The organism is Frigoribacterium sp. 9N, assembly GCF_902506305.1.
GTDB lineage: Bacteria > Actinomycetota > Actinomycetes > Actinomycetales > Microbacteriaceae > Frigoribacterium.
In genome coordinates this window covers 343,616-369,937 of the sequence record NZ_LR733391.1, presented here as the reverse complement: position 1 = coordinate 369,937, position 26,322 = coordinate 343,616, and the positions used below count along the sequence as shown (strand labels likewise).

General features: G+C 69.7%; 26 protein-coding genes. 24 read left to right on the top strand and 2 right to left on the bottom strand.

The window, feature by feature from the left end:
* The first annotated feature begins 97 nt into the window (after positions 1–97).
* Complete coding sequence (locus ARTHRO9V_RS02225) at positions 98–925, top strand: gamma-glutamyl-gamma-aminobutyrate hydrolase family protein (RefSeq protein ID WP_236556842.1); 828 nt, start codon at positions 98–100, stop codon at positions 923–925.
* A 39-nt stretch (positions 926–964) separates the two neighbouring features.
* Here the strand turns inward: ARTHRO9V_RS02225 and ARTHRO9V_RS02220 are convergent, their stop codons facing one another.
* Positions 965–1,591 carry a hypothetical protein gene (locus ARTHRO9V_RS02220; RefSeq protein ID WP_159825248.1) on the bottom strand — a complete coding sequence of 209 codons (627 nt, stop codon included), beginning with the start codon at positions 1,589–1,591 and terminating at the stop codon, positions 965–967.
* Positions 1,592–1,655: 64 nt separating this feature from the next.
* Between ARTHRO9V_RS02220 and argS the strand changes: the two genes are divergently transcribed.
* The 21 genes from argS to ARTHRO9V_RS02115 all read left to right on the top strand — a co-directional run bounded on the left by argS (position 1,656) and on the right by ARTHRO9V_RS02115 (position 23,968).
* Positions 1,656–3,317 (top strand): arginine--tRNA ligase, encoded by a 1,662-nt coding sequence (gene argS, locus ARTHRO9V_RS02215; RefSeq protein WP_123570246.1) that lies wholly within the window; start codon positions 1,656–1,658, stop codon positions 3,315–3,317.
* Positions 3,318–3,400: 83 nt separating this feature from the next.
* On the top strand, positions 3,401–4,180 hold the full coding sequence (locus ARTHRO9V_RS02210) for a DUF2993 domain-containing protein (protein WP_123570245.1): 780 nt from the start codon (positions 3,401–3,403) through the stop codon (positions 4,178–4,180).
* A 67-nt stretch (positions 4,181–4,247) separates the two neighbouring features.
* Complete coding sequence (lysA, locus tag ARTHRO9V_RS02205) at positions 4,248–5,678, top strand: diaminopimelate decarboxylase (RefSeq protein ID WP_199859511.1); 1,431 nt, start codon at positions 4,248–4,250, stop codon at positions 5,676–5,678.
* Between the two features lie 69 nt (positions 5,679–5,747).
* Positions 5,748–7,079, top strand: coding sequence for a homoserine dehydrogenase (locus ARTHRO9V_RS02200; protein ID WP_159825246.1), 1,332 nt, complete (start codon positions 5,748–5,750; stop codon positions 7,077–7,079).
* The gene (gene thrC / locus ARTHRO9V_RS02195; RefSeq protein ID WP_056045920.1) at positions 7,079–8,161 is read left to right on the top strand and encodes a threonine synthase; all 1,083 of its coding nucleotides are present in this window, start codon (positions 7,079–7,081) and stop codon (positions 8,159–8,161) included. The genes ARTHRO9V_RS02200 and thrC overlap by 1 nt, the downstream gene beginning before the upstream one ends.
* Positions 8,158–9,111, top strand: coding sequence for a homoserine kinase (gene thrB / locus ARTHRO9V_RS02190; protein ID WP_123570242.1), 954 nt, complete (start codon positions 8,158–8,160; stop codon positions 9,109–9,111). The genes thrC and thrB overlap by 4 nt, the downstream gene beginning before the upstream one ends.
* 344 nt (positions 9,112–9,455) lie before the next feature.
* The gene (rho, locus tag ARTHRO9V_RS02185; RefSeq protein ID WP_236556880.1) at positions 9,456–11,735 is read left to right on the top strand and encodes a transcription termination factor Rho; all 2,280 of its coding nucleotides are present in this window, start codon (positions 9,456–9,458) and stop codon (positions 11,733–11,735) included.
* Positions 11,736–11,737: 2 nt separating this feature from the next.
* Entirely contained in the window at positions 11,738–12,820 is a 1,083-nt protein-coding gene (gene prfA / locus ARTHRO9V_RS02180; protein WP_159825242.1) for a peptide chain release factor 1, read from the top strand.
* Complete coding sequence (prmC, locus tag ARTHRO9V_RS02175; protein WP_370516159.1) at positions 12,817–13,707, top strand: peptide chain release factor N(5)-glutamine methyltransferase; 891 nt, start codon at positions 12,817–12,819, stop codon at positions 13,705–13,707. The genes prfA and prmC overlap by 4 nt, the downstream gene beginning before the upstream one ends.
* Positions 13,708–13,746: 39 nt before the next feature.
* Entirely contained in the window at positions 13,747–14,424 is a 678-nt protein-coding gene (locus ARTHRO9V_RS02170) for an L-threonylcarbamoyladenylate synthase (protein ID WP_056045907.1), read from the top strand.
* Positions 14,421–15,701, top strand: coding sequence for an MraY family glycosyltransferase (locus tag ARTHRO9V_RS02165; RefSeq protein WP_123570237.1), 1,281 nt, complete (start codon positions 14,421–14,423; stop codon positions 15,699–15,701). Before ARTHRO9V_RS02170 ends, ARTHRO9V_RS02165 begins: the two co-directional genes overlap by 4 nt.
* The gene (locus ARTHRO9V_RS02160) at positions 15,698–16,123 is read left to right on the top strand and encodes a hypothetical protein (RefSeq protein ID WP_123570236.1); all 426 of its coding nucleotides are present in this window, start codon (positions 15,698–15,700) and stop codon (positions 16,121–16,123) included. Before ARTHRO9V_RS02165 ends, ARTHRO9V_RS02160 begins: the two co-directional genes overlap by 4 nt.
* Before the next feature lie 182 nt (positions 16,124–16,305).
* A complete protein-coding gene (gene atpB / locus ARTHRO9V_RS02155; RefSeq protein ID WP_043594504.1) occupies positions 16,306–17,112 on the top strand; it encodes a F0F1 ATP synthase subunit A in 807 nt (268 codons plus the stop codon).
* A gap of 54 nt (positions 17,113–17,166) precedes the next feature.
* The gene (atpE, locus tag ARTHRO9V_RS02150; protein ID WP_043594505.1) at positions 17,167–17,400 is read left to right on the top strand and encodes an ATP synthase F0 subunit C; all 234 of its coding nucleotides are present in this window, start codon (positions 17,167–17,169) and stop codon (positions 17,398–17,400) included.
* A gap of 20 nt (positions 17,401–17,420) precedes the next feature.
* Entirely contained in the window at positions 17,421–17,981 is a 561-nt protein-coding gene (locus tag ARTHRO9V_RS02145; RefSeq protein ID WP_056045898.1) for a F0F1 ATP synthase subunit B, read from the top strand.
* 2 nt (positions 17,982–17,983) lie between these two features.
* Entirely contained in the window at positions 17,984–18,778 is a 795-nt protein-coding gene (locus tag ARTHRO9V_RS02140; protein ID WP_159825240.1) for a F0F1 ATP synthase subunit delta, read from the top strand.
* Between the two features lie 59 nt (positions 18,779–18,837).
* Positions 18,838–20,475, top strand: a complete 1,638-nt coding sequence (gene atpA, locus ARTHRO9V_RS02135) for a F0F1 ATP synthase subunit alpha (RefSeq protein ID WP_056045891.1) — start codon at positions 18,838–18,840, stop codon at positions 20,473–20,475.
* A gap of 44 nt (positions 20,476–20,519) precedes the next feature.
* Positions 20,520–21,419 carry a F0F1 ATP synthase subunit gamma gene (locus tag ARTHRO9V_RS02130; protein WP_056045889.1) on the top strand — a complete coding sequence of 300 codons (900 nt, stop codon included), beginning with the start codon at positions 20,520–20,522 and terminating at the stop codon, positions 21,417–21,419.
* Between the two features lie 41 nt (positions 21,420–21,460).
* Positions 21,461–22,921 (top strand): F0F1 ATP synthase subunit beta, encoded by a 1,461-nt coding sequence (gene atpD / locus ARTHRO9V_RS02125; protein WP_043594513.1) that lies wholly within the window; start codon positions 21,461–21,463, stop codon positions 22,919–22,921.
* 2 nt (positions 22,922–22,923) lie between these two features.
* Positions 22,924–23,184, top strand: a complete 261-nt coding sequence (locus tag ARTHRO9V_RS02120; RefSeq protein WP_043594515.1) for a F0F1 ATP synthase subunit epsilon — start codon at positions 22,924–22,926, stop codon at positions 23,182–23,184.
* A 28-nt stretch (positions 23,185–23,212) separates the two neighbouring features.
* A complete protein-coding gene (locus ARTHRO9V_RS02115) occupies positions 23,213–23,968 on the top strand; it encodes a YaaA family protein (RefSeq protein WP_159825238.1) in 756 nt (251 codons plus the stop codon).
* 33 nt (positions 23,969–24,001) lie between these two features.
* Here ARTHRO9V_RS02115 and ARTHRO9V_RS02110 read toward each other — a convergent pair whose 3' ends face one another.
* Positions 24,002–24,562: a methylated-DNA--[protein]-cysteine S-methyltransferase gene (locus tag ARTHRO9V_RS02110; RefSeq protein ID WP_082460259.1), complete on the bottom strand. Its 561-nt coding sequence runs from the start codon at positions 24,560–24,562 to the stop codon at positions 24,002–24,004.
* A gap of 211 nt (positions 24,563–24,773) precedes the next feature.
* On the opposite strand from ARTHRO9V_RS02110, the gene ARTHRO9V_RS15960 reads away from it, so the two are divergent.
* Together ARTHRO9V_RS15960 and ARTHRO9V_RS02105 are read left to right on the top strand one after the other, a co-directional pair.
* Positions 24,774–25,328 carry an FHA domain-containing protein gene (locus tag ARTHRO9V_RS15960; protein WP_370516158.1) on the top strand — a complete coding sequence of 185 codons (555 nt, stop codon included), beginning with the start codon at positions 24,774–24,776 and terminating at the stop codon, positions 25,326–25,328.
* Complete coding sequence (locus ARTHRO9V_RS02105; protein ID WP_123570230.1) at positions 25,325–26,122, top strand: PP2C family serine/threonine-protein phosphatase; 798 nt, start codon at positions 25,325–25,327, stop codon at positions 26,120–26,122. Before ARTHRO9V_RS15960 ends, ARTHRO9V_RS02105 begins: the two co-directional genes overlap by 4 nt.
* Positions 26,123–26,322 lie beyond the last annotated feature (200 nt).

Below are 26,322 nucleotides of genomic sequence, written 5' to 3'. Positions count from 1 at the left end.
CCCTGAGGGAGCCGGCGGCGCGACCGCTGCCGCCGCAGCGGCGTAACGCGACGACACGCACCTGGCAGGGCGCCCGTCGCGACGGCAGCATGGAGGCATGACCTCGTACGCCGCCCCGTCGACCCGCCCGAGCGACCCCGCCGTCGCCTCGATGCGTCTCGCCGTGGTCGAGGTCACCCGGCATCGGCCGCACGCCCCCGAGTACCACGCCTACGTCGACGACATGAACTCCCGTGTCCGCGCGACCGCCGAGGCCGCGGGCTGGCAGGCGACGCGCTTCGCCGCGGGCGACCTCGGCACCGACGAGCTGTTGCGCGTGACCGCCGACGCCGATGCGATCGTCATCCTCGGTGGCGAGGATCTCTCTCCCCGTCTCTACGGAGGCGCGACCGGCTACCCGGGGGAGGGTCGCCACGACCCCGTGGCCGACGAGGCCCAGCTCGCCGTCGTGCGCCGCGCCGTCGCCCGCCGTACTCCGCTGCTGGGTATCTGCCGCGGCCACCAGCTGATCAACGTCGCCCTCGGCGGAGACCTCGTGCAACACCTGGACGACCACGACGGGGTGCACCGCACCCCCGACGCGCCGGTCGATCAGCTCATGCACCCGCACGCCGTCGGGCTCGAGCCCGGTAGTCGCCTCGCCCGGGCCCTCGGCGCCGAGCCCGTCGTCCAGAGCGCGCACCACCAGGCCGTCGGCCGCCTGGGCCAGGGCCTGTGCGTCGTCGGCCGCGCCTCCGACGGCACCGTCGAGGCCGTCGAGCACGACTCGGCCCCGGTCGTCGGCGTGCAGTGGCACCCCGAAGACAGAGGAGCCCCGGTCGGCCAGCTCGAGGCACTGTTGGCGTCCTTGGGCGCCTCCGTCGAGGCGGGGCGCCTCGCCGCGTCCGTCGCCTCGCGAACGGACCAGGAGGCGCTGGTCGCCTAGGCCGCGTTCCTCACCGGAGCGCGCCTCCCGCCCTCGGTCTCAGTCGACCTGCTTCAGCGCCGACAGCACGGCAGACACGACCGGCTCGGCGTCGCCGGGTTCGAGGAAGGTCGTCGAACGGGCGACGACGAACGCCGGCGACGAGAACGCCTCGGCCGTGCCGATCTCACCGGGGGTGTCGAAGTAGCCCTCGACGCCGAAGGTCGGCACCGAGTTGCTGGTCGCGACGAGGTCGTTGGCCAGCTCGTCGAGGCTGTCCGGGTCGAAGTGCGCGACACCGACCGTGACGGTGGCGCCGCTGGAGTCCTGCCACGTGCACGTCGTGCCGTCCGCGTCGGCGACCTGCTGCAGGGCCTCGCCGTCGCGGCTCGCGTCGCCGCTCGCCTCGTCGTCGGCGACGGCCGTCAACCCCGGGTACCAGGAGGCGAGCGAGCCGGGATCGAGCAGCTCGCCGCAGTCGACGTCGAACGGGGTGCTCACGAGCTCGGGCGTGGCCGCCGCCGTCGGCGTCCCGACGGGGGTGGAGGACGACTCCTCGCCCGTGGTCGGGGTCGCGCTCGGCGCGGCCTGCGACGGTGCCGTGCAGGCGGTCAGAGTCAGGGCGAGGGCACCCGTCACGACGAGGGTGCGCAGGACGACGGGGGAGCGGGTCGAGGCGGGGCTCATCCCTCCATCATCACCGACGTCGGGCTCGCCGTCGTCTCCGTGCCTCCCGGTAAGATCGACCCTCGTGACTCCCGCCGAACTCTCCACGTCCCTGCTCGCCGTCGTCCAGGGCGTCCTCGAACGCCGAGGCACCGTCGACGTGGCGGTGACCGAGGGCGACGTGGCGCTCGAGCGTCCGAAGAACCGCGAGCACGGCGACTGGGCGTCGAACGTGGCCATGAAGTTCGCCAAGCGCGTCGGCACGAACCCCCGTGAGCTCGCCACCGACATCGCGGCCGACCTGGCCGAGGTCGACGGGGTCGCCGACGTCGACGTCGCGGGCCCCGGGTTCATCAACATCCGCCTCGACGCCGCGGCCGCGGGCCTCCTCGCGCGCTCGATCGTCGAGCAGGGCGAGTCCTACGGTCGCGGCGACTACTACCGGGGCGTCACCATCGACCTCGAGTTCGTCTCGGCGAACCCCACCGGCCCGATCCACCTCGGCGGCGTGCGCTGGGCAGCGGTCGGCGACAGCCTCGCCCGCGTGTTCCAGGCGCAGGGCGCGCTCGTCACCCGCGAGTACTACTTCAACGACCACGGTGGGCAGATCGACCGTTTCGCCCGTAGCCTCCTGGCCAGCGCACTCGGCGAACCCACCCCCGACGACGGCTACGGCGGGCAGTACATCGGCGACATCGTCGAGCGCGTCGTGGCCTCGACCGGCGTCGACGCCGCCGCCCTGCCGCGTGACGAGGCGCAAGAGGTCTTCCGCGCCGCCGGCGTCGACTTCATGTTCGCCGACATCAAGTCGTCCCTGCACGACTTCGGCGTCGACTTCGACGTGTACTTCCACGAGAACGAGCTGCACGAATCCCAGGCCGTCGAGCGCGCCATCGCCCGGCTCCGCGAGCTCGGGCACGTCTACGAGTCCGAGGGCGCCACCTGGCTGCGCACCACCGACTTCGGCGACGACCGCGACCGCGTCATCGTCAAGAGCGACGGCGAGGCCGCCTACATCGCCGGCGACCTGGCCTACTACCTCGACAAGCGCGAACGTGGCTTCGAACGCAACCTCATCATGCTCGGCGCCGACCACCACGGCTACGTCGGTCGAATGATGGCGATGTGCGCGGCGTTCGGCGACGAGCCGGGCGTCAACCTCGAGATCCTCATCGGCCAGATGGTCAACCTGCTGCGCGACGGCGAACCGATGCGCATGTCCAAGCGTGCGGGCACCGTCGTCACGATGGAGGACCTCGTGGACGCCGTCGGCGTCGACGCCGGCAGGTACTCGCTGGTCCGCAGCCCGGTGAACAGCTCGATCGACATCGACCTCGACCTGCTCACGAAGCGCAGCAACGACAACCCCGTCTTCTACGTCCAGTACGCCCACGCGCGCACCCGTGCGGTCGGGCGCAACGCCGAGGCGGCCGGCGTGACGCGGGACGCGTTCGACGCGTCGCTGCTCACGCACGAGACCGAGAGCGCCCTGCTCGGCGCCCTGTCCGAGCTGCCCCGCGTCGTCGTCCAGGCCGCCGAGTTGCGCGAGCCGCACCGCGTCGCCCGCTACGTCGAAGAACTCGCCGGCACCTACCACCGCTGGTACGACACGTGCCGCGTCACACCGCTCGGCGACGACGAGGTCACCGACCTGCACCGCACCCGTCTGTGGCTCAACGACGCGGCGGGCCAGGTCATCCGCAACGGCCTCGGACTGCTGGGCGTCTCGGCACCCGACCGCATGTGACCTCGCGCGCCGCGCCTCCTCGGTCTCGACCGCAGGAGGCGCGGCGTGAGCGTCCCTCGCCACCCGGCTGACAAGATGGCCCGATGAGCGACATCGACTCCGACTTCTTCGAGGCCAAGCCCGTCGCCCGTCGCCGAGGCCGGGGCTTCGGCATCGTCGTCTTCGTCCTGCTCGGGATCGTGGTCGTCCTGGGGATCCTGGCCGTGGTCGCCGACCTCGTCGTGCGGACGGTCGCCGAGGACCAGGCCGAGAAGCAGATCTCGCAGCAACTCGGCGACGCGGCCGGTCCCGTCGACGTGCAGATCGGCGGCTTCTCGATGCTCTGGCAGCTGGTGCAGGGCACCATCGAGCAGGCCACCATCTCGTCCGCCGGGTCCTCGGGTGGTCTGTCGTTCGACTTCGACGTCCGAGACGTGCCGACCGACCTGAGCGGATCGACCGGGGCCATCACCGGCACGGTCACCGCCGACTCGGCGACCGTCAACGGGCTCGCGGCCGTGCAGGAGAGCGGCGGAGCGATCTCCTTCGGCGACGGAGAGGTCACCTACGCCCGCGACTTCACGATCCCGCTGGTGAACACGGTCGTGCCCGTGGACGTCGTCGCGACCCCCTCGATCACGAGCGAGGGCCGGGTCATCTCGCTCACCCCGACCACGGCGTCGCTGCGGGACACGTCGGTGTCGCTCGACCTCGCCCCCTTCATCGGCGGCTACGCCTTCGACGTGTGCGCCGCGCAGTACCTGCCCCAGGGCACCACCCTCACCGCCGTGGACGTCACGCCGTCGGCGGCGACCCTCGACGTCACGTCGCCCGGCCTGCCGATCTCGTCGAGCGGCATCGGCACCAAGGGGTCCTGCTCCTGACCTCCGGTGTGGCGACCATGTCGCCACGACCCTGGCCGTCACGCACCTCGGCGGTCGGTAGGCTCTGATGTCGTTCCCCGTCCTTCGAACCCCCGAGGTCCGCGTGTCCCCGAACCCCCTGGCTCCCGCCTGGCTCCACGAGCCGACCGACGCCGACGCCCTCGACCCGGCCGTCTGGTCGGCCACGGCCCAGCGGTCCTCCGACGGCGAACTCGTGCTCGGCGGCGTCACCGTCTCCGACCTCGTGGCGTCGTACGGCACGCCGCTCTACGTCCTCGACGAGGACGACGCCCGTGCCCGCGCGGTCGAGGCCGTCCGCTCGTTCGAGCGCGAGGCGGCCCGCATCGGCACGACGGCGACGGTCTACTACGCGGCCAAGGCGTTCCTCTCCGCCGAGGTCGCCCGCTGGGTGGCCGAGGCGGGCATGGCCGTCGACGTCTGCACCGGCGGCGAGTTCGCCGTGGCCCGGGCCGCCGGAGTCGACCCCGCCCGCATGGGGTTCCACGGCAACAACAAGTCGCTCGCCGAGATCGACCGCACGGTCGAGGCCGGCATCGGCACCGTCGTGCTCGACAACGCCGCCGAGGTCGGACGGGTCGCCGCGGCGGCCGAACGGCACGGACGCGTCCAGCGGGTGCGCCTGCGGGTCAACTCGGGGGTCCACGCCTCCACGCACGAGTACCTCGCCACCGCCCGCGAAGACCAGAAGTTCGGCGTCCCGCTCTCCGAGACCGCCGACATCGTCGACTCGATCCGCCGGCAGCCGTCGCTCGAGTTCGTCGGCCTGCACTCGCACATCGGCTCGCAGATCTTCGGCTCGGACGGCTTCGCGGAGGCCGCCCGCCGCCTGCTCGCCGTGCACGCCGACCTGCTGGCGTCCGGCCCGGTGCCCGAGCTCAACCTCGGCGGGGGCTTCGGCATCGCGTACACGAGCGCCGACGACGCCCGCCCGCTCGACGACCTCGCCGTCGCCCTGGCCGACATCGTCCAGGCGGAGTGCCTCCGCCTCGGCGTCGACGTGCCGCTCCTCGCGGTCGAGCCCGGACGCGTCATCGTCGGTCCGGCCGGCACGACGCTCTACGAGGTCGGCACGATCAAGGACGTCTCGGTCGCGATCGACGAGGGCAGCGCGGTGCGCCGCTACGTCAGCGTCGACGGCGGGATGAGCGACAACGCGAGGACGGCCCTCTACGCGGCGGACTACTCCGTGCGCATCGCGAACCGCACCTCCTCGGCCCCGCCCGCCCTCGTGCGGGTCGCCGGGAAGCACTGCGAGAGCGGCGACCTCGTCGTGCTCGCCGACTACCTCCCCGGCGACGTCGTCCCCGGCGACCTGCTCGCGGTGCCCGCCACCGGGGCCTACTGCCACAGCCTCGCCAGCAACTACAACCATGTCGGGCGTCCGCCCGTCGTGGCCGTGCGCGACGGCCGGGCACGCGTGATCGTGCGGGGCGAGAGCGAAGCCGACCTGCTGGCCCGCGACGCCGGCCTCGACTGAGCGATCCGCGCCTCCTCACCTCGTGCGAGCACCGCACCCCGCCGACGAAGCACCCGAGAACGGACTGACATGATCGAATACCGCAACGTGAGGGTCGCCCTGCTGGGCGCCGGCTCCGTGGGGTCGCAGGTGGCGCGGTTGCTGCTCGAGCAGGGCGACGACTTCGCCGGGCGCGCAGGTGCCGGGCTCGAGCTGGTCGGCATCGGGGTGCGCGACGTCGACGCGCCGCGCGACGTCGACCTGCCGCGCGAGCTGTTCACGACCGACGTCGAGTCGCTGATCGTCGGCGCCGACATCGTCGTCGAGTTGATCGGCGGACTCGAGCCGGCCCGCAGCTACGTGCTACAGGCCCTCAACTCGGGGGCCGACGTCATCACGGGCAACAAGGCCCTGCTCGCGAGCCACGGTCCCGAGCTGTTCGACGCCGCCGAGCAGGTGGGCGCGCAGGTGTACTACGAGGCCGCCGTGGCCGGTGCCATCCCGATCATTCGCCCGTTGCGCGACAGCCTCGCCGGCGACCGCGTCCAACGCATCATGGGCATCGTCAACGGCACGACGAACTTCATCCTCGACCGCATGGACACCGACGGCTCGAGCCTCGAGGACGCCCTGGCGACGGCCACGGCCCTGGGTTACGCCGAGGCGGACCCCACGGCCGACATCGAGGGCTACGACGCGGCGCAGAAGGCGGCCATCCTGGCCGGCCTCGCCTTCCACACGGCCGTGCCCCTCTCCGCCGTGCACCGCGAAGGCATCACGTGCGTCACGCACGACCAGGTGGTCGCGGCTCGCAAGGCCGGGTACGTCGTGAAGATCCTGGCGATCTGCGAGCGCCTGGTCGACGACGACGGCGTCGAGGGCGTCAGCGCACGCGTCTACCCGGCGCTCGTTCCGCTGAGCCACCCGCTCGCGGCCGTGCACGGAGCGAAGAACGCCGTCTTCGTCGAGGCCGAGTCGGCCGGAGACCTCATGTTCTACGGCGCCGGAGCCGGGGGAGTCGAGACGGCGTCCGCCGTGTTGGGCGACCTCGTCTCGGCCGCGCGACGCCACGTCATCGGCGGCCCCGGCGTCGCCGAGTCCACCCACGCGAACCTGCCCGTCATGCCGATCGGTCGCGTGTCCACGCGGTACCAGATCACGCTCGACGTGGCGGACCAGCCGGGCGTCCTCGCCGAGGTCGCCGGGGTGCTCAGCGACCACGGCGTGAGCGTGCACAACGTCGAACAGACGTCGGGTGCGACGCCGGGCGTCACGGGCGAGGGCGACGCCGTGGCCACCGCTACGCTGATCATCGGCACCCACCGGGCGCGCGAGTCCGACCTCGCCGCCACGGTGACCGCCCTGAAGAACGCCACGGTCGTGAACTCCGTCACGAGCGTGCTGAGAGTCGAAGGAGCCTGATGGCCCACCAGTGGCAGGGTGTCCTGCGCGAATACGCCGACCGTCTCGACGTCACCGACGCCACCCCGATCGTCACCCTCGGCGAGGGCGGAACGCCGCTCATCCCGGCTCCGGCCCTGTCGAACCGCACGGGCGCGAAGGTCTACGTCAAGTACGAGGGCATGAACCCGACCGGTTCCTTCAAGGACCGCGGCATGACGATGGCGATCTCGAAGGCCGTCGAACACGGGGCCAAGGCCGTCATCTGTGCGTCGACCGGCAACACGTCCGCCTCGGCCGCCGCCTACGCCGCCCACGCCGGCATCACGGCCGCCGTGCTCGTCCCCGAGGGCAAGATCGCCATGGGCAAGCTGAGCCAGGCCGTCGCGCACGACGGTCAGCTGCTGCAGATCCAGGGCAACTTCGACGACTGCCTCGACATCGCACGCGACCTCGCCGCCAATTACCCGGTGCACCTCGTCAACTCGGTCAACAACGACCGCATCGAGGGCCAGAAGACCGGGGCGTTCGAGGTCGTCGACGTGCTCGGCGACGCCCCCGACTTCCACTTCATCCCGGTCGGCAACGCTGGCAACTACACGGCCTACACGCGCGGCTACCGTGAAGACCTCGAGATCGGCCGCGCCACCAAGCTGCCGCGCATGTTCGGGTTCCAGGCCGCCGGCTCGGCACCGATCGTCGCCGGTGAGGTCGTCAAGGCCCCCGAGACCATCGCCAGCGCGATCCGCATCGGCAACCCCGCCTCGTGGCAGCTCGCCCTCGAGGCGCGTGACCTCACCGACGGCTGGTTCGGGGCCATCACCGACGAAGCCATCCTCGCCGCGCAGAAGATCCTCTCGGCCGAGGTCGGCATCTTCGTCGAGCCCGCGTCGGCCATCAGCGTGGCGGGTCTGCTCGAGCGGGCGGACGCCGGGGTCATCCCCGCCGGGGCCACGGTCGTCCTCACCGTCACGGGCCACGGCCTGAAGGACCCCCAATGGGCCCTGCGGCGCGCCGACGGCAGCGACGTGCAACCGACCGTGGTCGCGAGCGACACGGCCCGGGTGGCCGAGGTGCTCGGTCTCGCACCGGCCTCTGCATGACCCCCGGGGTCGTCGGGCGTTCGGTGCTGGTCAAGGTCCCCGCGACCTCGGCCAACCTCGGTCCCGGCTTCGACACGCTGGGGCTCGCGCTGTCGCTCTACGACGAGCTCGAGGTCACGGCGACCGGTGAGCCCGGGGTCTCGGTCGAGGTCACGGGCGTCGGGGCCGGCCAGGTGCCCACCGACGGGTCGAACCTCGTCGTCCAGGCCGTCGCCGCGGCCTTCGCGTCGGTCGACGTCCCTCTGCCGGGGCTTCGGCTCCGGGCCCGCAACGCGATCCCGCACGGCCGGGGACTCGGGTCGTCCGCAGCCGCGATCGTCTCGGGCATCATGGCCGCCAAGGGACTGCTCGAGGGCACGGTCGAACTCGATTCCGCGGCTCTGCTCGCCCTGGCGACCGAGATGGAGGGTCACCCCGACAACGTGGCACCCGCGCTGTTCGGCGGCCTCACGATCGCCTGGATGAACTCACACGGTCCGTCCCACAAGCGACTGCTCGTGCACCGAGGCGTGTCGCCCGTCGTGTTCGTGCCCGAATCGACGCTCTCGACGAAGCTGGCGCGGAGCCTGCAGCCCGCCTCCGTTCCGCACGAGGACGCCACGTTCAACGTGTCGCGGTCCGCTCTCCTGGTGGCGGCCCTCGTGCAGAGTCCCGAGTTGTTGCTCGCGGCGACCGAGGACCGCCTGCACCAGAGCTATCGCGCCAGTGCCATGCCCGAGACCGACGCCCTGATCCGCATGCTGCGCGACGCCGGTCTCGCGGCCGTCGTCTCGGGGGCTGGCCCCTCCCTCCTGGTCCTCGGCAGCGACCCGGCACAGCGCTTGTTCGCCGCCGAACTGGTGCGCGAACACGCCGTCTCGGCGTGGCGTCCGTTGATGCTGGCCGTCGATCTCAAAGGTGCTACAGTGGTGCCGCACCCGGTAGAAAACTCAGATTTCCTGGGCATCTAGCTTCGTCCCCGCAGTTCTTCGCAGGGGCTACCGCGTGGGGTCACAAGTCTTCGAGTCCCCGGGTCGCACATCCCGTAGTGCACATCTAGCAGTGTTCGTCTGCCGATCTGGTCGGCGCGCACCGCACCTCCCAGGCCTCCTGCTCATCCCGGGCAGCTGCTCGTTCAGGGCAGAGCCGGCACAGGGTCGCCCCCTCGGGGCGAACCCGTTCAGTGCAGGTGAGAGGCCACGAGGTGTGACCAGCTCTGCCCCGCCGATCAACGCGGGGGAGCGAAAGGAACCCATCACTCGTGACTGACGTCCAGAACGGCGCCGCTGCGCCGTCCACGCCCGAACTCACCGCCATGCGCCTGCCCCAGCTGCAGGCCCTCGCCTCGTCGCTGGGCATCAGCGGCATCTCCAAGCTGCGCAAGGGCGACCTCGTGGCCGCCATCGCGGCGAAGCAGGGTGAGGGGGCGGCCAGCGAGGTCGCGCCCCAGCCGACGCTCGACGGAGTCGTCGACGCCGGTGTCCAGGCCTCCGTCGAGACCGCCGTCGCCGAGGGTGCCGAGGCCCCCGTCGCCGAGACGGGCACCGAGCCGACCGAGGCACCGACCCGTGCCCGCCGGGGCTCGCGCCGGGCCACGTCGGCCGCCGGGGCTCCCGAGTCCCGGGCCGCCGGCGCCCACGTCAACGCCGGCGAGACCGGTGTCACTCCTCTCGTCGAGGTGCCCGCCACCGAGGCCGTGGCCGTCGAGGCCGCCGGGGCCGCCGACGCCGAGCAGGGTTCGACCGAGCAGGCTCCGACCGAGAAGGCCGCCTCCGAGCGCCCGTCGCGTCGTCGCGGCTCGCGCCGCGCCTCCGACGCGTCCGTCGCCGCCGACGCGGCGCAGCCCGGTGCGTCGGTCGAGTCCCCGGCCGCCGACGGCTCGGCTTCCCTCGAGACCTCCCCGTCCGCGCCCTCCGACGAGGCTGGTTCCGAAGCGCAGGGCCAGTCCGACCAGGGCCAGTCCGACCAGGGCCAGTCCGACCAGCAGGGCCAGTCCGACCAGCAGGGCGGCGACCAGCAGAACGGTGGCCAGCAGGGTGGGGGCCGCCGGAGCCGCAACCGCAACCGCGGCAAGGGCGGTCAGCAGCAGACCCAGGCCGACCAGAACGGTGGCCAGCAGAACGGCAACCAGCAGAACGGTGGCCAGAAGGCCGACGCTCCGCAGAACGGCGGCCAGAAGGCCGATGCCCCCCAGAACGGCCAGCAGCAGCGCGGCGACCAGCAGCGCGCGGACCAGAGGGCCGAGCAGCAGGCCCAGCGCGAAGCCGGCGAGAAGAACGACGCCGCCCGCGGCGAGCAGTCCGGCAACGGCCCCCAGTCCGGCGGTCAGAACGACGAGGGCGGCCGACAGGGCCGTGGTCGTCAGAGGGACCGCAAGCGCGGTCGTGGGGCTCAGAACGACGACGTCGAGCCCGAGATCGGCGAGGACGACGTCCTCATCCCCGTCGCGGGCATCCTCGACGTGCTCGAGAACTACGCCTTCGTGCGCACCACGGGCTACCTGCCCGGCGCCAGCGACGTCTACGTCTCGCTCGGTCAGGTCAAGAAGTACCACCTGCGCAAGGGCGACGCGGTCGTCGGCGCCATCCGTCAGCCCCGCGAGGGCGACCAGGGCCAGGGGCGCCAGAAGTACAACGCGATCGTCAGGATCGACTCGATCAACGGTCAGCCCGTCGACGAGGCCGCCAAGCGCGTCGAGTTCAGCAAGCTGACCCCGCTCTACCCGCAGGAGCGCCTCCGTCTCGAGACCGAGCCCCAGAAGCTCTCGACCCGGATCATCGACCTCGTGTCGCCGATCGGCAAGGGGCAGCGTGGTCTGATCGTCTCGCCGCCGAAGGCGGGCAAGACGCTCGTGCTGCAGTCGATCGCCAACGCCATCGCGATCAACAACCCCGAGGTCCACCTCATGGTCGTGCTCGTCGACGAGCGCCCCGAAGAGGTCACCGACATGCAGCGGACGGTCAAGGGCGAGGTCATCGCCTCGACGTTCGACCGTCCGGCGGAGGACCACACCACCGTCGCCGAGCTGGCCATCGAGCGCGCCAAGCGCCTCGTCGAGCTGGGCCACGACGTCGTCGTGCTGCTCGACTCGATCACGCGTCTCGGCCGTGCGTACAACCTGGCCGCACCCGCGTCGGGCCGCATCCTCTCGGGTGGCGTCGACTCGTCGGCCCTGTACCCGCCCAAGCGCTTCTTCGGTGCCGCGCGCAACATCGAGAACGGTGGCTCGCTCACCATCCTCGCGACCGCCCTCGTCGAGACCGGTTCGAAGATGGACGAGGTCATCTTCGAGGAGTTCAAGGGCACCGGCAACATGGAGCTCCGCCTGTCGCGCCACCTGGCCGACAAGCGCATCTTCCCCGCGGTCGACGTCAACGCCTCGGGCACGCGACGTGAAGAGATGCTGCTCAGCCCCGACGAGGTCAAGATCACCTGGCGTCTGCGCCGCGCCCTGGCCGGGCTCGACCAGCAGCAGGCCCTCGAGATCGTCCTGCGCAACCTGCGCGAGACGCAGTCGAACGTCGAGTTCCTCGTCCAGGTCCAGAAGTCGGTCCCCGCGTCGAACGGACACGACTCCGGCCACAAGGAGCACTGAGCGTGTTCGAGTCGGTGGCCGTGCTGCTGGCCGAGCACGACGATCTGCAGACGCAGCTCAGCGATCCGGCGGTCCACGCCGACGCCGCACGCGCCAAGAAGATCAACCGCCGCTACGCCGAGCTCAGCCGCATCGTGGCTGCCCACTCGGCGTGGCAGCAGGCGGCTGAAGACCTCGAGGCCGCGCGCGAACTCGCGAAGGAGGACGAGGCGTTCGCCGACGAGGTGCCCGCCCTCGAGCAGGCGCTCGACGAGTCCCAGGAGCGCTTGCGGCGCCTCCTGATCCCGCGCGACCCGGACGACGGGCGCGACGTCATCATGGAGATCAAGGGCGGCGAGGGCGGGGCCGAGAGCGCCTTGTTCGCGGCCGACCTGCTGCGCATGTACCTGCACTACGCCGAGTCGAAGGGCTGGAAGTCCGAGATGATCGCGAGCGACGACTCCGACCTCGGTGGCTACAAGAACGTGCAGGTCGCGCTCAAGTCGAACGCGTCCGACCCCTCGCAGGGCGTCTGGGCGCACCTCAAGTACGAGGGTGGCGTCCACCGCGTGCAGCGGGTGCCGGCGACCGAGTCGCAGGGCCGCATCCACACCTCGACCACGGGCGTGCTCGTGTTCCCCGAGGTCGACGAGCCCGAAGAGGTCGACATCAACCAGAACGACCTCAAGATCGACGTCTACCGGTCGAGCGGCCCCGGCGGCCAGTCGGTCAACACGACCGACTCCGCCGTCCGCATCACCCACCTGCCCACGGGCATCGTGGTCGCGATGCAGAACGAGAAGAGCCAGCTGCAGAACCGCGAGGCGGGCATGCGCGTCCTGCGGGCCCGCATCCTGGCCCGTCAGCAAGAAGAGCAGGCGGCCATCGCGTCGGACGCCCGCAAGAGCCAGATCCGGGGCATGGACCGGTCGGAGCGCATCCGCACCTACAACTTCCCCGAGAACCGCATCGCCGACCACCGCACCGGCTACAAGGCGTACAACCTCGACGCCGTCATGGACGGTGCGCTCGACGCGGTCGTCGAGTCGTGCATCCAGGCCGACGAAGAGGCACGTCTCGCCGAGATCGGTGACACCGCGTCGTGACCGATGCGATCGCCACGGCCTTCGACGGCGTGACGACGGTCGACGTGGCCCTCCGGGTCGCGTCGACCGTCCTCGTCGACGCCGGGGTACCGTCGCCCGACGTCGACGCCGAACTCCTGCTCGGCCACGTCACGGGCCTGACCAGGGGAGCCGTGCGGGCGAGGGCCGTCACGGCCGCGTCGTTGACACCGGACGAGCAGGAGGCGCTGGTCGCCGCGATCACGCGCCGCGCCTCCCGCGAGCCCCTGCAGCACATCACGGGGCGGGCGTCGTTCCGCCACCTCGAGTTGCGCGTGGGGCCGGGTGTCTTCGTCCCGCGACCCGAGACCGAAGGCGTCGCCCAGTTGGCGATCGACGCCCTGCGCTCCAGGGCGGACGCGTCACCCGTCGCCGTCGACCTCGGGACCGGGAGCGGCGCCCTGGCCCTGGCGATGGCCTCCGAGGTGCCGACGGCCACGGTCGTCGCCGTCGAGCTGTCTCCCGAGGCGGCCGTCTGGACCCGTCGCAACATCGACGCTGTGGGGGTCGACAACGTGCGCCTCGTCGAGGGCGACCTCGCCGACGCCCTGCCCGAACTCGACGGCACGGTCTCGGTCGTGGTGTCGAACCCGCCGTACGTGCCCGTCGGCATGGTCCCGCGCGACCCCGAGGTGAGACTCCACGATCCTGCGCTCGCCCTCTACGGCGGTGAGGACGGCCTCGACCTGGTCCGCGCACTGTCCCTCACGGCCCGGCGGCTGCTACGCCCGGGCGGAGCGCTCGTCATCGAGCACGGCGAGCTCCAAGGAGGCGCCATCCGCGACCTCCTGACGGCCGACGGTTGGCGCTCCCCGGCCACGCATCCCGACCTCACCGGCCGCGACCGGGCCACGACGGCGGTGCGCTGACCGGGTTCTCCCGGTCCGTCGCACTATCATCGTCAGGTCATGGCCACTTTTCACGACTGCTCCGTCGACTCCGAACTCCTCGCCGGCATGCGCATGGCGCGCGGTGCCATCGGTCGAGGCGAGCTCGTCGTCCTGCCGACCGACACGGTGTACGGCGTCGCGGCCGACGCGTTCGACCCGACCGCCGTGCAGCGCCTGCTCGACGCCAAGGGTCGTGGTCGCCAGTCCCCGCCTCCGGTGCTGATCAAGGGTCAAGAGACCCTCGCCGCTCTCACCGACCGCGTGCCCGAGGTCGTCCGTCCGTTGCTCGACGAGTTCTGGCCCGGCCCGCTCACGGTCATCTTCCGTGCGCAGGCGTCGCTCAGTTGGGATCTCGGCGAGACGCGCGGCACCGTCGCCCTGCGCGTGCCGAGCCACCGCATCGCCCTCGAGCTGCTCGAAGAGACCGGCCCGCTCGCGGTGTCGAGCGCCAACCTCACGGGCCAGCCCGCGGCCGAGACGGCAGGCGACGCCCGCCGCATGCTCGGCGACTCCGTGTCGGTGTACCTCGACGACGGCCCCGCGGGGGCCACGTACGAACACCGGGCCGGCGCCAACACGGGGTCGACGATCGTCGACGCGACGGGCGGCGCCGACGGGGTGTTGCGCATCGTGCGCCACGGCGTCCTGTCCGACGCCGAGATCATCCGCGTCGTCGGGGTCGACGCCCTCGCGTGAGGTACTACCTCCTCGCGCTGGCGATCTCGGCGGGGGTCAGCTTCGTGTTGTCCGTCGTCGTCTGGCGGGTGGGCCTCAAGTACCGCCTCTATCCCCAGATCCGCGAGCGGGACGTCCACCAGACGCCCACGCCGCGTCTCGGGGGAATCGCGATGTGGGCCGGCATCGTGGTCGCGCTGCTCGCGGCGTGGTTCGTCTTCCCCTTGATCTCGGGTGTCGACTACTTCCGTCTCGTCTTCGCCGACGCGGGGCCTCCTCTGGCCATCATCGGCGCCGCCACGATCATCGTCGTCATCGGAGTCGTCGACGACCTGTACGACCTCGACTGGATGACCAAGCTGGCGGGCCAGATCGTCGCCGCGGGAGTCCTCGCGTGGCAGGGCGTCCAACTCGTCTCGTTGCCCATCGGGGGCAGCCTGGCCATCGGCTCGCCCTACATGTCGCTCGTCCTCACGGTCCTCACGATCGTCCTCGTCATGAACGCCGTGAACTTCATCGACGGACTCGACGGTCTCGTGGCCGGGGTCGCGATCATCGCGAACGGCGTCTTCTTCGTCTACAGCTTCGTGATCTCGATCACCATCGGCCAGACCGAGTACTTCAACCTCGCCGCCCTCCTCTCCGCCGTGTTGATCGGGGCCTGCCTCGGCTTCCTTCCGCTGAACTGGCACCCGGCCAAGCTCTTCATGGGCGACGCGGGTGCGCTCCTCACCGGACTCGTCATGGCGACGAGTGCGATCTCGGTCACCGGGCAGATCGACCCGGCCGGGATCTCCCGGACGGCACTCCTGCCGGCGTTCATCCCGATCGTCCTGCCCTTCGCGATCCTCGTCGTGCCGCTGCTCGACTTCGGCCTGGCCGTCCTCCGCCGACTCAGTGCCGGGAAGTCCCCCTTCACCGCCGACCGCAAGCACCTGCACCACCGCCTGCTCGACATGGGACACTCGCACTTCCAGGCCGTCCTGATCTTCTACGCCTGGACGATCGTGGCGGCCGTCGGGGGCCTGATGTTCCTCTTCGTGAAGCCGACCTACCTGGTCGCCGTCTTCCTCGGCGTCGGCCTGGTCGCTTGCACCGCCGCCACGTTGTCTCCGCTCAGCCGTCGCAAGAAGGTCGAGATCGCCGTCCAGACGACCCGCACGGGTGACCTGTCGACGACGGAGTCCGACCGGTTCGACCCGCTCGACGCCGCCGCGGACGTCCTCGACCCGCACGACACCGACACCGCGGCCAAGGCCGAGGTGCCCGAACTGACGAACCCGAAGGACCACCCATGAACGCCAGCTCGATCTTCACCCAGATCCTCAAGTACACGGGCGCACTCGCCCTCGTCATCGCCGTGGTCGGAGGAGGGCTCGGCTACCTCTTCGCCGGCACCGACGGCCTGTGGAGCGCCCTCGTGGGGGTGGGGCTCGCGATCCTGTTCGCGGCGATCACGGCCGCGAGCATGCTCGTGGCGATCCGCTTCACCCTCGGTGCGTTCTTCGGCATCGTGATGGGTGCCTGGCTCCTCAAGCTGGTCATCTTCATCGTCTTGCTCGTCCTGCTGCGCGACCAACCGTTCGTGGACGACGTCGTGTTGTTCCTGGCCCTCGTGGTCTCGATCATCGGCACGCTGGCAGTCGACGCCCTCGTGGTCGTCCGGGGGCGCCTGTCGTACGTGAGCGATGCCACGCTTCCCCCTGCTCCGCAGGACTGACGACCATGCGTGCACACGGTGAAAATACCTCGACCGATTCGTGGAAGCAACCATTACCTTGATAGGGTTGACGACGTTCCCCGGCCGCGTCTCCAGCGTGCACGGATGACAAACCCCACCAATCGTCGCGACACTTCAGGGTGCTCGCCCCGACACAGGAGATAGCGCTGATAGCGAACGCTGTGAACCTGCTCTCCGCTGCCGAAGCCGGCCACGGGGACGGGGGATTCCATGCCCCGACTCTTGACGAGTTCTTCCCTCCCGCCATCTTCTTCGAGGGCACCCCCTTCGAGCTGAACCGCATCATGCTGGTCCGCCTCTTCGCGATCGCCGTCATGTTGCTGCTGTTCTGGCTGGCCCTGCGCAAGGGGCGGCTCATCCCGTCCCGCGGGCAGAGCATCGCCGAGCTGGGCCTCGACTTCGTCCGCATCCAGATCGTCGAGGAGATCCTCGGCGAGAAGCTCGGACGCAAATACCTGCCGTTGCTGGCCGCCATGTTCTTCGGCATCTTCGCCATGAACATCACGGGAATCATCCCCGGCCTCAACATCGCAGGCACGTCGGTCATCGCCATGCCCCTGCTGCTGGCGGTCGTGGCCTACATCATGTTCATCTACGCGGGCTTCCGCGAGGCCGGTGGCGCGACGTTCCTGCGCAACGCCCTCTTCCCGCCCGGTGTGCCGTGGGTCATGTACATCCTGCTGACGCCCATCGAGTTCATCAACATCTTCATCGTGCGGCCGATCTCCCTGGCCCTCCGACTCCTGTTGAACATGATGGTCGGCCACCTCTTGCTGGTGCTCTGCTTCGCGGCGACGCACTTCTTCTTCTTCAGCATGAGCGGGGGCTTCATGGCCTTCGGTGCTCTCACCCTCATCGGTGGCTTCGTGATGACCATCGTCGAGATGGCCGTCGCCGTGCTGCAGGCCTACGTCTTCACGCTCCTCGCCTCGGTCTACATCCAACAGGCCGCGGCGAAAGAACACTAAATACAGACGACGCACGTCATCCGACGTGCATCGCCCAACCGGAAGGAAACACAAGTGGACACCACCACGATCCTCGCTGAGATCAACGGCAACATCGCGACCGTCGGCTACGGCCTCGCTGCGATCGGCCCCGGCATCGGTATCGGCATCGTCGCGGGCAAGACCGTCGAGGCCATGGCCCGCCAGCCCGAGCTGGCCGGCCGCCTGCAGGTCACGATGTTCCTCGGCATCGCGTTCACCGAGCTGCTGGGCTTCATCGGCCTCGCCGCCGGCTTCATCTTCTCCTGATCAGTTAGGACGACACACCGATGATCGAGACGATCCTCGCGGCCGAGGGTGGTGCGCCCGAAGGCGCCGCCATCTTCTTCCCCGCTGGTTACGACATCCTCTGGTCCTTGGTCGTCTTCGTGGTCATCGCCGCGTTCTTCGGGCTCTTCGCGATCCCCAAGTTCCGCAGGATCCTCGACGAGCGTGCCGAGCGCATCGAAGGCGGCATCAAGCACGCCGAGGCCGCGCAGGCCGAGGCTGCCAAGGCCCTCGACGAATACAAGAAGCAGCTGGCCGACGCTCGTGCCGAGGCCGCTCGCATCCGTGAGGCTGCGCGCGCCGAGGGCAACGAGATCATCGCCGAGCTCAAGCAGCAGGCGCAGGCCGAGGCCGACCGCATCACCGCCTCCGCCCACGCGCAGATCGAGGCCGAGCGTCAGGCCGCCGTGGCCTCGCTCCGGTCCGAAGTCGGATCGCTGGCCATCGACCTCGCCTCCGGCGTCATCGGAGAGTCGCTGAGTGACGACGCGAAGGCGTCGGCCGTGGTCGACCGCTTCCTGGCCGACCTCGAGGCGGACGAGAACGCTAAGGCGGGCAACTGACGATGGGTTCCATGTCCCGAGAAGCACTCGGTTCGGCGCGGTCGGTCTTGTCCGACCTCGGCGGGTCGGTCGACCTGACGACCGGCGAGCAGTTGCTCGACGCCGGTCGGGTCATCGGCGGCTCCGTTCAGCTGCAGTCGTATCTCGCCGACCCCGCTGTCGACGTGGCGACGAAGAAGCAGTTGCTCGACCGGCTCTTCGGGTCGTTCTCCGATTCGACGCGAGCGGTGCTCGTATCGGTCGTCGGCAGCCGCTGGTCGTCGTCCGACGATCTGCTCGCCGGCATCGAAGAGGTCGCCTTCCGAGCGATCGCGACGACCACGCCGGCCGACAGCAGCATCGAGAACGAGCTCTTCGCCTTCGATGCCGCCGTCCGCACGGATTCGCAGCTCGAATTGGCCCTCGGCTCCAAGCTGGGCGATCCCGCCGCCAAGGCGGACCTCGTCGAGCGCCTGCTCGGAGGGAAGGCCAGTCGTCAGACGGTCGCCATCGTGATGCACCTGGTGCAGCAGCCCCGTGGCCGTCGGATCGGTGAGCTCCTCCGTCACGCGGCCGACATCGTCGCCGATCAGTCCGATCAGCTCGTCGCCACCGTCACGAGCGCCGTCCACCTCGACGACGCCCACGTCACTCGGTTGCAGCACGGTTTGGCCAGGCAGTTCGGGCGTAGCCTGCGCATCAACCAGGTCATCGATCCCGCCGTCGTCGGCGGCCTCCGCGTCCAGGTGGGCGACGAGGTCATCGACGGCACCGTTGCGACGAAGCTCAGCCTGCTCCGCCTGCAGCTCGCCGGCTAGTCACGCTCTCACACACAGACTCGAGGCCTCCCGAAGCCTCGCTACGAATAGGAATCACAATGGCAGACATCAAGATCAGCCCGGATGAGATTCGCGACGCGCTGAAGGACTTCGTCTCGTCGTACGACCCTTCGAAGGCCTCCACCACCGAGGTCGGCCACGTCACGGACGCAGCCGACGGCATCGCCCACGTCCAGGGGCTCCCCGGCGTCATGGCCAACGAGCTCATCCGCTTCGCGGACGGCACGCAGGGTCTCGCTCAGAACCTCGACGAAGACGAGATCGGCGCCATCGTCCTCGGCGAGTTCTCCGGCATCGAAGAAGGCATGGAGGTCACCCGCACGGGTGAGGTCCTCTCCGTCCCCGTCGGCGACGGCTACCTGGGTCGCGTCGTCGACCCGCTGGGCGCACCCATCGACGGTCTCGGCGACATCGCCACCGAGGGTCGTCGTGCCCTCGAACTCCAGGCCCCCGGTGTCATGCAGCGCAAGTCGGTCCACGAGCCCATGCAGACCGGCATCAAGGCGATCGACGCCATGATCCCCGTCGGTCGTGGGCAGCGCCAGCTCATCATCGGCGACCGCCAGACCGGCAAGACGGCCATCGCGATCGACACGATCATCAACCAGAAGGCCAACTGGGAGTCCGGCGACGAGAACAAGCAGGTCCGCTGCATCTACGTCGCCATCGGCCAGAAGGGCTCCACGATCGCCTCGGTCAAGGGTGCCCTCGAAGAGGCCGGAGCCATGGAGTACACGACGATCGTCGCCGCTCCCGCCTCGGACCCCGCCGGCTTCAAGTACCTCGCTCCGTACACCGGGTCTGCCATCGGTCAGCACTGGATGTACAGCGGCAAGCACGTCCTCATCATCTTCGACGACCTGTCGAAGCAGGCCGAGGCCTACCGTGCCGTCTCGCTCCTCCTTCGTCGTCCGCCGGGACGCGAGGCATACCCGGGTGACGTCTTCTACCTGCACTCGCGTCTGCTCGAGCGTTGCGCGAAGCTGTCCGACGAGCTGGGCGCCGGCTCGATGACGGGTCTGCCCATCATCGAGACCAAGGCCAACGACGTCTCGGCGTACATCCCGACCAACGTGATCTCCATCACCGACGGCCAGATCTTCCTGCAGTCCGACCTCTTCAACGCGAACCAGCGTCCCGCGGTCGACGTCGGCATCTCGGTGTCGCGCGTCGGCGGTGACGCCCAGGTCAAGTCGATCAAGAAGGTCTCCGGCACGCTCAAGCTCGAACTGGCCCAGTACCGCTCGCTCGAAGCGTTCGCGATGTTCGCGTCCGACCTCGACGCGGCGAGCCGTCGTCAGCTCGCACGTGGTGCACGTCTCACCGAGCTCCTCAAGCAGCCGCAGTACTCGCCCTACCCGGTCGAGGACCAGGTCGTCTCGATCTGGGCCGGCACCAACGGCAAGCTCGACGAGGTCCCCGTGCCCGACATCCTGCGTTTCGAGCGCGAGTTGCTCGACTACATGGGCCGGAACACGTCGGTGTTGTCCGATCTCAGGGAGAAGAACGTGCTGTCGGACGACATCGTCGCGGCTCTCGAGAGCGGCATCGACTCGTTCAAGCAAGAATTCCAGACCGGTGAGGGCAAGCCTCTCGCTTCGGTGGGACGTGAAGAGTTCGAGGCCACCGACGCCGACGACGTCAACCAGGAGAAGATCGTCAAGACGAAGCGCTGACGCGCCCGTTCGACGTTCACGACTGACGAGACAACAGGAGAGTAATGGGAGCCCAACTCCGGGTCTACCGGCAGAGGATCCGCTCTGCGCAGACGACCAAGAAGGTCACTCGCGCGATGGAGCTCATCTCGGCCTCGCGCATCCAGAAGGCGCAGGCCCGGATGAAAGCCTCCGGGCCGTACTCGCGAGCCATCACCCGCGCGGTGTCGGCCGTGGCGACGTTCTCGGACGTCGACCACGTGCTGACCACCGAGCCCGAGACGGTCGAGCGTGCCGCGATCGTCGTGTTCACGTCGGACCGCGGCCTCAACGGTGCGTTCAGCTCGAACACGCTGAAAGAGAGCGAGCAGCTCGCGCAGCTGCTGCGGAGCCAGGGCAAAGAGGTCGTCTACTACCTCGTGGGTCGCAAGGCCCAGGGGTACTTCGCCTTCCGTCGTCGTGACGCCGAGCAGGTGTGGACGGGCAACACGGACCAGCCCGAGTTCGTCACGGCGAAAGAGATCGGCGACGCCGTCGTCTCCAAGTTCCTCACCGAGGCGGCCGAGGGCGGCGTGGACGAGATCCACATCGTCTACAACCGTTTCGTGAACATGGTCAGCCAGGTTCCCGAGGTCGTCCGTCTGCTTCCCCTCGAGGTCGTCGAGGGCATCGAAGAGCCCGGAGAGGACGAGGTCCTACCGCTGTACGACTTCGAACCCGATCCGACCGAGGTCCTCGACGCCCTGTTGCCGGTCTACATCGAGAGCCGCATCTTCAACGCCATGCTGCAGTCGGCCGCCTCCGAGCACGCCGCCCGTCAGAAGGCCATGAAGGCTGCCAGCGACAACGCCGACACCCTCATCCGCGACTTCACCCGTCTGGCCAACAACGCGCGTCAGGCCGAGATCACGCAGCAGATCTCCGAGATCGTGGGCGGCGCAGACGCCCTCGGGTCGGCCAAGTAGAGCTCTGCACCACAGCATCATCATCCGAAGAGAGAGAAGCCATGACTGACACCGCAACCGCACCGGTCGCGACCGAGTCGGCTCCCGGCGTCGGGCGCATCGCCCGGGTCACGGGCCCCGTCGTCGACATCGAGTTCCCGCACGATGCCATCCCCGGCGTCTACAACGCGCTGACCACGAAGATCACCATCGGTGACACGACCACGCAGATCACGCTCGAGGTCGCCCAGCACCTCGGTGACGACCTCGTCCGTGCCATCGCCCTCAAGCCCACCGACGGCATCGTCCGTGGGCAGGAGGTCATCGACACCGGCGCGCCCATCTCGGTGCCCGTCGGCGACGTCACCAAGGGCAAGGTCTTCAGCGTCACGGGCGAGATCCTCAACCTCGAGGGTGACGAGACGGTCGAGATCACCGAGCGCTGGCCCATCCACCGCAAGCCCCCGAAGTTCGACCAGCTCGAGTCCAAGACCCAGCTGTTCGAGACGGGCATCAAGTCCATCGACCTCCTCACGCCTTACGTGCAGGGCGGCAAGATCGGTCTCTTCGGTGGTGCGGGTGTCGGCAAGACCGTCCTCATCCAAGAGATGATCCAGCGTGTCGCGCAGGACCACGGTGGTGTGTCGGTCTTCGCCGGTGTTGGTGAGCGTACCCGCGAGGGCAACGACCTCATCGCCGAGATGGACGAAGCGGGCGTGTTCGACAAGACCGCGTTGGTCTTCGGCCAGATGGACGAGCCGCCGGGAACCCGTCTCCGCGTCGCGCTGTCGGCCCTCACGATGGCCGAGTACTTCCGCGACGTGCAGAAGCAGGACGTGCTCCTCTTCATCGACAACATCTTCCGCTTCACGCAGGCCGGTTCCGAGGTCTCGACCCTTCTGGGTCGCATGCCCTCGGCCGTGGGTTACCAGCCCAACCTGGCCGATGAGATGGGTGTCCTCCAAGAGCGCATCACCTCGACGCGCGGTCACTCGATCACCTCGCTGCAGGCGATCTACGTGCCTGCCGACGACTACACCGACCCGGCTCCCGCGACGACGTTCGCGCACCTCGACGCGACCACCGAGTTGTCGCGTGAGATCGCGTCGCAGGGTCTCTACCCCGCGATCGACCCGCTTACGTCGACCAGCCGCATCCTCGACCCGCGTTACCTGGGCCAGGCGCACTACGACACGGCGATCCGGGTCAAGGCCATCCTGCAGAAGAACAAGGAGCTGCAAGAGATCATCGCCATCCTCGGTGTCGACGAGCTCTCCGAAGAGGACAAGATCACGGTGTCGCGTGCGCGCCGCATCCAGCAGTTCCTCTCGCAGAACACCTACATGGCCAAGAAGTTCACCGGTGTCGAGGGCTCGACCGTCCCGCTGAAGGACACCATCGAGTCCTTCACCGCGATCGCCGACGGCGAATTCGACCACGTGGCCACGCAGGCATTCTTCAACGTCGGCTCCATCTCGGACGTCGAAGAGAAGTGGGCTCAGATCCAGAAGGAGAACGGCTGATCGTGGCTGCTCTCACTGTCAGCGTCGTCTCGGCCGACCACGAAGTGTGGTCGGGCGAGGCGTCGTCGATCGTCGCTCGCACCGCCGAGGGTGAGATCGGGATCCTTCCCGGTCACGAGCCGATCCTCGCCATCCTGGCCTCGGGTCAGGTCAGGGTCCGGTTGTCCGACGGCACCACCGTCGAGGCGACTGCCGACGACGGTTTCCTGTCCGTCGAGAACGACACCGTGACGGTCGTCGCGCGCAACGCACAGCTCAACTGAGCTCCGCCCGTCTGCACCACCGAACGACATGCTGTTCCTGCTGCCCCCGTCCGAGACCAAACTCGACGGGGGCAGCGTCGGTTCGCGGCTCGATGTGACGGCACTGTCGTTCGACGAGCTCGACGGCCCTCGCCGCGCCTCCTTGGCCTTGCTCGACGAGATGTCGGCCGACGTCGCGGCGGCCGCCGCCGCACTCAAACTCGGTCCCACGCAGGCTCACGAGGTCGAGCGCAACCGGCTCGTGACCGTGTCGCCCACGATGCCCGCTCTGTCGCGCTATACGGGGGTCCTCTTCGACCCTCTCTGTGTGGCAGGCATGAGTGCCGATGCGTGGACGTGGGCTCACCGGCACGTACTCGTGCATTCGGCCTTGTTCGGCTTGCTCCGGGCTGGTGACGAGATCCCCGCCTACCGGCTCTCACACGACTCGAGGGTTCCCCGGACGTCGTTGAGGAAACTCTGGCGAGGGCCGGTGTCCGCGGTCCTGGCAAGCGTCGGCGAACTCGTCGTCGACCTGCGATCCGAGGGATACGTCGGTCTGGGGCCGGCGGGGACGAGGTCGACGTACGTCCGTGTCGTCTCGGATGCGGGCGACCGACGCCGAGCCCTCAACCACTTCAACAAGAAGAGCAAGGGGTTGTTCGTTCGCGCCCTCCTGGCCGATCGTCCGGACCTGGCCGACATCGGCGACCTGACGGAGTGGGCCCGCGGTCGAGGCTTCGTGCTCGAACCCGGAGACGAGAGCGTGCTCGTGGCGGAGTCGGTCCTGCAGGCGTCCGTCTGATCGCCGGGCGGGCGGCGACGCTTCAGATCTGTCTCAGTCCAGGGGCACGGGACCCTCTCGGAACGCGATGCCCTCGTGGCGGAGGAGCCACTTCTTCGTCTCGACCCCCGTGCCCACGGTGTAGCCGGTGACGCCGCCCGTCCGGCCCAGGACGCGGTGGCACGGGACGAGCAGGGGGAGCGGATTCGCCGCCACCGCTCCACCGACGGCTCGCCCGGCCCGAGGATTGCCGAAGGTCCCGCCGAGTCGTCCATAGGTCGTGGCCCGTCCCCACTCGACCTCGAGCAGCGCGGACCAGACCGAGCGCTGGAAGCTCGAACCGACCAGGCGGAGCGGAAGATCGAAGCGCGTGCGCACTCCTTCGAAGTACCCGTCGACCTGGCGTCGGGCTGCATCGAGCAGGTTGTCGGGCCGCTCGGGTTGACCGTCGTGAGGCAGGACGCCCTCACGCTCGATCGCGAGGCCCTCGACGGCGAAGTGCCGACTGACGATCTCGATTCGTCCCACGGGGGAGTCGAGTCGGACGAGCCCCGGTGGTTCGTCGTCGTCGGCACGGCCGGGTGGCAGCGGGGGTACGAGGACGAGGTCGGTCATGGCGTCACGTTAGGGCGGCCGCCCGGTCGGGACGCCGGAGAACGGGCCGGATGTGAACCGACGGCTGCCGCACCCGGCGTGGGGAGGAGACGTGCGGTGGTGCAGCCTGGGCGCGGGTGTGGACGCGGCACCCGAACGGACCGGTCACCGGGCGCTAGCGTGGAGGTCGTGGTCGCCGAACCGCGCCAGAGCCCCCGGTGAGAGGAACGAGATGCCCACCGAACAGTCACCAGGATCGTGGCACCGAGTCGGCTCGATCGACGACACGGTCGTCGGTCGCCCTGCCCGCCCCTCGGGCGTCGACGAGACGGACGCGGACGACACGGTGCTCCGGGTCTCCCCGCCGGCACGGCCGCCGACGAGCGGGGAGCCGAGCCCGTCGGGCCGACCCACCCCGCGCCTCCACGGGGTGAGGGTCGCCGGGCAGGACCTGTCGCTCGACGTGCCCGTCATCGTGGGGCGTCGCCCGACCGGACCGCGCGTGGGCTCTGGACCCCTGCCACGGTTGGTGACCGTGCCGTCTCCGCGACACGAGGTCTCGGGGGCGCACGTCGACGTGCGCCAGCACGGGGGCACCGTCGTCGTCACCGACCTGCGTTCGACGAACGGGACCCGGGTGATCGAGCCCGGACGCGTTCCCGTCGTTCTCCGGCAAGGCGAGTCGCTCGTCGCCCGTGCAGGCACGATAGTGGACGTAGGTGACGGGAACCTTCTCGAGATCCTGCCTCCCCAGCGCATCATCCCGACGAAAGAACCCCTCCTGTGACAGAGCTCGGCCGCCCCACGACCGCCCACGCCCTCGGCCTCGACGGCCCGGGGCTCACCTTCGACTGGGCGGGGGTGACCGACGTGGGTCGTCGCCGAGCGCACAACGAGGACAGCTACCTCGCAGAGGCGCCGCTGTTCGTCGTGGCCGACGGCATGGGAGGGCACAGCGCGGGCGACGTGGCGAGCGACGCGGTCGTGCGCCGCATGAGCGAGATCGCGTCACGCCCGTTCGCCACCACGGACGACGTCGAGACGGCCCTCCGCGTGGCCACGGAGGACATCGCGGTGGCGGCGGCCGACACCGAGCTCGGGGTCGGCACGACGGCCACCGGGGCGTTCCTCTCACGAGAGGGAGAAGGCGCCGAGGTCGACTTCACGGTCTTCAACGTGGGCGACTCCCGCGTGTACATGTTCGAGGACGGCCGTCTCCGCCAGGTGACCGTCGACCATTCCGTCGTCCAGGAGATGGTCGACGCGGGACTCCTGCACGCGGACGACGCCGAGAAGCACCCCGACAGCAACGTGATCACCCGGGCGGTCGGGTTCGACGTCGACCCGCGTCCGGATTACTGGAGGGTGCCCGCCCGACCCGGCCTGCGCCTCCTCGTCTGCTCGGACGGCCTGACCAAAGAACTGTCCGCCGGGCGGATCGCCGAGCTCCTCGGCGGCGTCGACGGTGCCGAGCCGGCGGCGACGGCCCTCGTCGAGGCCGCCGTCGAGGCGGGTGGACGCGACAACGTCACGGCCGTCGTCGTGGACGTCCGGAGCGCCGAGACGACGGACGCCGAGTAGGCGCGACACGCGGACACGGACGGCCCCGCCCCCGAAATGGGGGGACCGGGTCCGTCCACAGGGGGGCCCACGGGCCTCTCGGGCGTCGGGGACCCCCACGTAGAATGGCTGCGGTCGGACCGACGCCGACCTGTTCCGCCCAGCCGACCCGGCATCGATCCCCAGAGGAGGCGACGTGGCTCGACGACTGCCTTCGGCGC